At 61.3% G+C, this 6068-nt stretch carries 5 protein-coding genes; 2 read left to right on the plus strand and 3 right to left on the minus strand.

Going from position 1 to position 6068, the window contains the following annotated elements; all coding sequences use genetic code 11:
- Positions 1-22: 22 nt before the first annotated feature.
- A complete protein-coding gene (locus HX811_RS31080; protein WP_008430161.1) occupies positions 23-493 on the minus strand; it encodes an Lrp/AsnC family transcriptional regulator in 471 nt (156 codons plus the stop codon).
- A gap of 124 nt (positions 494-617) precedes the next feature.
- Here HX811_RS31080 and HX811_RS31085 point away from each other — a divergent pair, with 124 nt between their 5' ends.
- Positions 618-1862: a methionine gamma-lyase gene (locus tag HX811_RS31085; RefSeq protein WP_102369466.1), complete on the plus strand. Its 1245-nt coding sequence runs from the start codon at positions 618-620 to the stop codon at positions 1860-1862.
- A 185-nt stretch (positions 1863-2047) separates the two neighbouring features.
- A complete protein-coding gene (locus HX811_RS31090; RefSeq protein WP_087695226.1) occupies positions 2048-2737 on the plus strand; it encodes a helix-turn-helix transcriptional regulator in 690 nt (229 codons plus the stop codon).
- A 125-nt stretch (positions 2738-2862) separates the two neighbouring features.
- Here the strand turns inward: HX811_RS31090 and HX811_RS31095 are convergent, their stop codons facing one another.
- The gene (locus tag HX811_RS31095; RefSeq protein ID WP_003212489.1) at positions 2863-4821 is read right to left on the minus strand and encodes a MacB family efflux pump subunit; all 1959 of its coding nucleotides are present in this window, start codon (positions 4819-4821) and stop codon (positions 2863-2865) included.
- A 3-nt stretch (positions 4822-4824) separates the two neighbouring features.
- Entirely contained in the window at positions 4825-5976 is a 1152-nt protein-coding gene (gene macA, locus HX811_RS31100) for a macrolide transporter subunit MacA (RefSeq protein WP_177048739.1), read from the minus strand.
- Positions 5977-6068 lie beyond the last annotated feature (92 nt).

Genomic DNA, 6068 nt, shown 5'->3' on the forward strand with positions numbered 1-6068 from the left:
GAAGAAACGGATATGTACACCATCACTCCGGCAAAGGAATCACCCGCAACGGCCGCACCGACTTATAAGAAAAACTCGAGTAAATCTCCTTAACACACGGCAACCCCTGCAACACCTCCCGCGCAAACTCCCCAAACGACTCCAGATCCTTCGCCACCACTTCCAACAAAAAATCATACCGCCCCGAAACGTTATGACACGCCACAATCTCGGGAATCTCCAGCAACCTTTGCTCAAACGCCCGGGCAACTTCCCGGGAGTGCGTATCCATCATGATGCTGACAAACGCCGTCACCCCATACCCCAGCGCCTTGGGCGACAGGATCGCCTGATAACCGCCGATCACCCCGCTGTCCTCAAGGTTCTTCACCCGCCGCCAACACGGCGAAGTCGTCAGCGACACCCGCTCCGCCAACTCCGCCACCGTCAACCGCGCATTACCCTGCAAGGCGTTTAAAAGTGCCTTGTCAGTCCGATCCAGATGCATGGGCATATCTTGCCTCAAAACGTCGTTTTTATTGTTTTTCATCCCAATCTACCGGCTTTTCCCAGCAAACTATGGAACGTTCGGCCGCCGTTATAAGCATAGCATTGTAGGAAATAAGGAGCGTCCGACCATGAAAAATAAACACAACACGTTCGGCTTTTCCACCCGCGCCATCCATCACGGCTATGACCCCCAGGACCACCACGGCGCCCTCGTGCCGCCCATCTACCTGTCGGCAACCTTCGCCTTCCCCACCGCCGAATACGGAGCCGCCTGCTTCGCCGGCGAAGAGAGCGGACACTTCTACACCCGCATCTCCAACCCCACCCTGGCCCTGCTGGAATCGCGCATGGCCACCCTGGAAAACGGCGAAGCCGCCGTCGCCTTCAGCTCCGGCATGGGCGCAATTGCCGCGACGTTCTGGACCCTGCTGCGCCCAGGTGATGAAATCATCGTCAGCCAGACCCTCTACGGCTGCACCTTCGCCCTGCTGCACCACGGCATCGGCGAATTCGGCATCAAGGTGCGCCACGTCGACCTCACCGACCTGAACGCCCTGAGCGAGGCCATCAACCCGGCCACGCGCATGATCTACTTCGAAACCCCGGCCAACCCCAACCTGCAACTGGTGGACATCGCCGCCGTCGCCGAGATCGCCCACCGGCAACCCGGGATCACCGTGGTGGTGGACAACACCTACTGCACGCCCTACCTGCAACGCCCGCTGGAAATGGGCGCCGACGTGGTGGTGCACTCGGCCACCAAATACCTCAGTGGCCACGGCGATATCACCGCCGGCATCGCCGTCAGCAGCCAGGCCCTGGCCCAGCGCATTCGCCTGCAAGGGCTCAAGGACCTGACCGGTGCGGTGATGTCACCCCAGGACGCCGCCCTGCTGATGCGCGGCCTCAAGACCCTGGCCCTGCGCATGGACCGCCATTGCAGCAACGCCCTGGCCATCGCCGAAGCCTTGCAGGCCCACCCCCTGGTGGAATGGGTGACCTACCCCGGCCTGCGCTCCTTCCCTCAATACGAACTGGCCGCGCGGCAGATGAAACAATCCGGCGGCATGATCGCGTTTGAACTCAAGGGCGGCATCGACATGGGCCGACGCTTCATGAACGCCCTCAAGCTGTTCACCCGGGCCGTGAGCCTGGGGGACGCCGAGTCATTGGCCCAGCACCCGGCCAGCATGACCCATTCCACCTACACCCCGGAGCAGCGCGCCCACCACGGGATTTCCGAAGGGCTGGTGCGACTCTCGGCGGGCCTTGAGGATGTCGCCGACCTGCTGGCCGACGTTGCCCAAGCCCTGGAGGCCTGTGCCGTAAAGCCGAAATCCCGGGCGGTGCAACACAACGTTCATCACGCTTGAAGTAAATTCACAGGCAGGCGCGACGTTTATCAATAGCCCGGCCTGAAAAGGTCGGGCTTCTCCCGTTGCGCCCTGCACCGCAAAAAATTTGATCCATTCATTGGCCCGTTTGCGAAAGCCTGTACTAGCATACGAGGCGGCAGTCATGGAGATCACTGCCCTGTACGCCGCCCTCATTGAAACTCATGGATGAAATGATGAACTCACACCTGTTCCCCCACATTGGCAAAGTCATCGCCAGCACCGGCAGCCGGCATTTCCCGCGCATGCTGCATGACCTGATCCTCACCCAACTGGCGGTCGACGCCACGCACATCACCCAAATGCCTGTGAGTTCACCGCGCAAGGCAGGCAGTTCGCGAATGACGGGGATCAGCCCGGTGTACACCGACCCGCTGCCAGGGCAGGAAGAGGCCCAGGCCGCCGCCCAACTGCACCTGACCCGGCGCAAGGATGACGTCAGCTACGTGCTGTCGGTGTATCGCTCCAACCCCTGCGAAAGTTTTTCCCAGCAGGAGCGGATCATCCTGCAAGACTTCTCCTCCCTGCTGCTGCCGATGGTTGAAAAACACATCAGCGCCCTGCAACCCAGCGATCCGGACAGCGAAGCGCCGCAGCAACAAGGCATCGACACCTTGCGCCGGCGCTTTGAAGAGCGCCTCGCGCAATCGGGGCTGGCCCTGTCCAGCCGGGAGCTTGAGGTGTGCGTGGGGCTGCTGGCCGGGCGTACCGCGCCGGAACTGGCGGAGCAGTTGGCACTGAAGGTCAATACCATCGAGAGCTACCTCAAGCGGGCAGCGATCAAGATGGGCATCAGTGGCCGGCATTCATTGATGCGGTGGATGTATTCCACAGAAGAAAACGCCACTCTCTAGAACACCGAGGAACAAATGTGGGAGCGGGCTTGCTCGCGAATGCGCAGTGTCAGTCAATACATGTGTGACTGATCCACCGCATTCGCGAGCAAGCCCGCTCCCACATTTTTTGATCTCTGCCCGGCCTAATCCCGGGCCAGGGCTTCAATCGGATCCAACCGCGCCGCATTCCGCGCCGGCACAAACCCGAACACAATCCCGATCAACGTCGAACACGCAAACGCCGTCACCACCGAGCCCAGGGAAAACACCATTTCCCACTCTTTCACAAACAACGAAAACAGATAGCCGATGGCGAATGACAGCGAGATGCCGATCATCCCGCCAATCAGGCAGACCATCACCGCTTCCACCAGGAACTGCTGGCGAATATCCGATTGCCGCGCGCCCACTGCCATGCGAATCCCGATTTCGCGGGTGCGTTCGGTCACCGACACCAGCATGATATTCATCACCCCGATGCCGCCCACCAGCAACGAAATCACTGCAATCAACGACAGCAGCAACGCCAGGGAACGGCTGGTTTTCTGCACCGTCTGCATGATGCTGTCGAGGTTGTTGGTAAAGAAGTCCTTGGTGCCGTGACGTTGCAACATCAGCTTGGTGACGTTCTCTTCCACCACCTTGCTCGGCTGGCCGTCCTTGATGCGCACCGTGATGCTGTCCAGATGACGCTGGCCCAACAGCCGCCCCGCTGCCGTCTCGTACGGCACCCACACGTTCAACGCCTTGCTGGCGGCGAACATGTTTTTGTTGTCGGCCGTCACCCCGATCACCGTACAGGGCAGGTTGCCCACCAGGATCACCTGACCCAGCGGATCCACGCCGGGCGCGAACAGTCGATGGCGCGCGTTGTGGTCGATCACCACCACCTGGGCCTGGCGCCGGGCGTCGCTTTCGCTGAAGGTAATTCCGGCTTCGAGCTTCAGGCCCTTGACCTGGAAATAGCGATCGCTGACCCCGTTGACCTGGGCGTCCAGGTCGATATTGCCGTAACGCAGCAACAGGTTGCGCCCCACCACCGGCGTGGCGCTGTCGACGTAATACAGCTGGTTCAGCGCGTCCACATCCGACGGCAACAACGTCTCGATGGCTGACGCACGGCTGTCACCAAAACTCTTGCCGGGAAAGATATCAATGGTGTTACTGCCAATGGCCTGGATGTCCTTGAGCACATAGCGCTTGGCGCCTTCGCCGATGGCCGAGATCGACACCACCGAGGTGATGCCGATGACGATGCCGAGCATGGTCAGCAAGGTGCGCATGCGATGGGAAATCAGCGCGACCCAGGCCATGTTGAAGGCCTCCTTGAACAGCCCGAGGCTCGCCACCAACTTGCGCGCACCGCTGCGCTTGGGCTCGATGGGCGCTTCGGTGGGCAGGTCGAGGCCGACACTCTGATTGGCGCGATCACTGACAATCTCGCCATCGCGCACCTCAATGATCCGCTGGGCATTGGCCGCGACTTTCGGGTCGTGGGTGACGATGATCACCGTGTGCCCGGCGGCGTGCAGCTCGGCCAGTATGCGCATCACCTCCTTGCCGCTGTGGGTATCGAGGGCGCCGGTGGGTTCGTCGGCGAGGATCACTTCGCCGCCGTTCATCAAGGCCCGGGCGATACTCACGCGCTGTTGCTGGCCGCCGGACAGCTGGCTCGGGCGATGGGTCAAATGCCCCGACAAACCCAGGCGTGCCAGCAATTCCCCGGCGCGACTGTGCCTGGCGGTTTCCGGCGTACCGGCATAAATCGCCGGCATTTCCACGTTGTGCAACGCGCTCAGGTGCGCCAGCAAGTGGTAACGCTGAAAGATAAAACCGAAGTAGTCGCGGCGCAGCTCGGCCAGTTGCTCATCCCCCAGGGTACGGGTTTCGATGCCATTGATCTTGTAGCTGCCGGCAGTGGCGTAGTCGAGGCCACCGAGGATGTTCATCAGAGTGGATTTACCCGAACCCGAGGCCCCGGTGATCGCGACCATTTCCCCGGCGTGGATGGTCAGGTCGATGCCCTTGAGCGCAATGAATTCGCGGTCACCGGCCATGAAACTGCGCACGATGCCTTTAAGCTCCAGCAGTGGCTGAGTCATCAATCAGCCCCCCGCCACGGCAGGCGATGGGTCGCCGATCACCACCTTGTCGCCTTCGGCCAGACCATCGAGGATCTGCACCTTGACGTTGTTGTTGATGCCGGTCTGCACCTGCCGCGTGCTGGCCTTGCCCTTGGCGTCCAGCACCCGCACCGGGAAACTGCCATCGGCATTGCGCGGGCCGAGTGCGGCCACCGGCACGGTCAGTGCGGCCTTGGCGGTGTCGAGCACGATGCGCACCTGAGCGGTCATGGCGATGCGCAGGCGGTGGTCGGGGTTGGGTACGTCGAACAGCGCGTTGTAGAACACCGCGGTGTTTTGCTTGGGGGTGCCGGCGGTCTGGGTTTCGAGGAAGTTTTGCGGGGCAGGTTCAGTGCCGCGCAATTTGGCGTAGTAGCGTTTGTCGGCCTCGCCGAGGATGGTGAAATACACCTGCTGGCCCGGACTGATGTGGATCACGTCCGCTTCGGAGACCTGGGCCTTGACGGTCATGGTGTCCAGGTCGGCGAGTTTGAGCAGCACCGGTGCCAGTTGGCTGGCGATCACGGTCTGGCCTTCCTGGGTGACGATGCCCACTACATCGCCGTCGATTGGCGCGACGATGCGGGTGTAGGCCAGGTTGATCTTGGCGGTGTCGATCTGGATGTGGGCGCTTTTGATCTGGGCGTCGAGGGACATCAGGTTGGCGCGCTGTACCTCGTAGTTGGACTCGGCGGTTTCGAAGTCCTGGCGGGACACGGATTCGTCCTCTTGCAGGCCCTGATAGCGTTCGTAGACGGATTTGGTTTCCTTGAGTTGCGCGGCGGTGGCGCGGCGTTGGGCCTGGAGGTTTTCTTCGTCGACCTGGGCTTTGCGCAGGGTGTTCTGCAGGATCAACGGGTCGATTTCGGCCAGCCATTGGCCCTTCTTGACCTTGTCGCCGACCTTGACCTTCAGGGATTTGAGTTGGCCGGAAACCTGGGCGCCGACATCGACCTGCTTGACGCCTTCGAGCAGGCCGGTGGCCAGGACGGCGTTTTCGATGTCACTGCGCTCGGCGGTGGCGGTCAGGTATTGCGGCGCGTCTGCGGGGGCCTGCACGGTGTAGATGGTCAGGGCGGCGGCGATTGCCAGGGCCAGGGCCATTCCTGTTTTGCGAAGCTTTGACTTTTCCATAAGTGACCACAGAAGACGTTGAAGTTGGTCCGGCTTTTGGCTCGGAGTACATATCCGTTTTTTTGGTAACGGCTGATATGGGTTCCGCTCTT

The organism is Pseudomonas sp. F8002 (genome assembly GCF_013385495.1).
Taxonomy (GTDB): Bacteria; Pseudomonadota; Gammaproteobacteria; order Pseudomonadales; family Pseudomonadaceae; genus Aquipseudomonas.

Excerpts from the sequence above, each read along its gene's own strand:
- HX811_RS31095 (WP_003212489.1), bottom strand. The coding sequence starts at position 4,821 with ATGACTCAGCCACTGCTGGAGCTTAAAGGCATCGTGCGCAGTTTCATG.
- HX811_RS31090 (WP_087695226.1), top strand. The coding sequence starts at position 2,048 with ATGGATGAAATGATGAACTCACACCTGTTCCCCCACATTGGCAAAGTC.
- HX811_RS31085 (WP_102369466.1), top strand. The coding sequence starts at position 618 with ATGAAAAATAAACACAACACGTTCGGCTTTTCCACCCGCGCCATCCAT.
- HX811_RS31080 (WP_008430161.1), bottom strand. The coding sequence starts at position 493 with ATGCCCATGCATCTGGATCGGACTGACAAGGCACTTTTAAACGCCTTG.
- macA (WP_177048739.1), bottom strand. The coding sequence starts at position 5,976 with ATGGAAAAGTCAAAGCTTCGCAAAACAGGAATGGCCCTGGCCCTGGCA.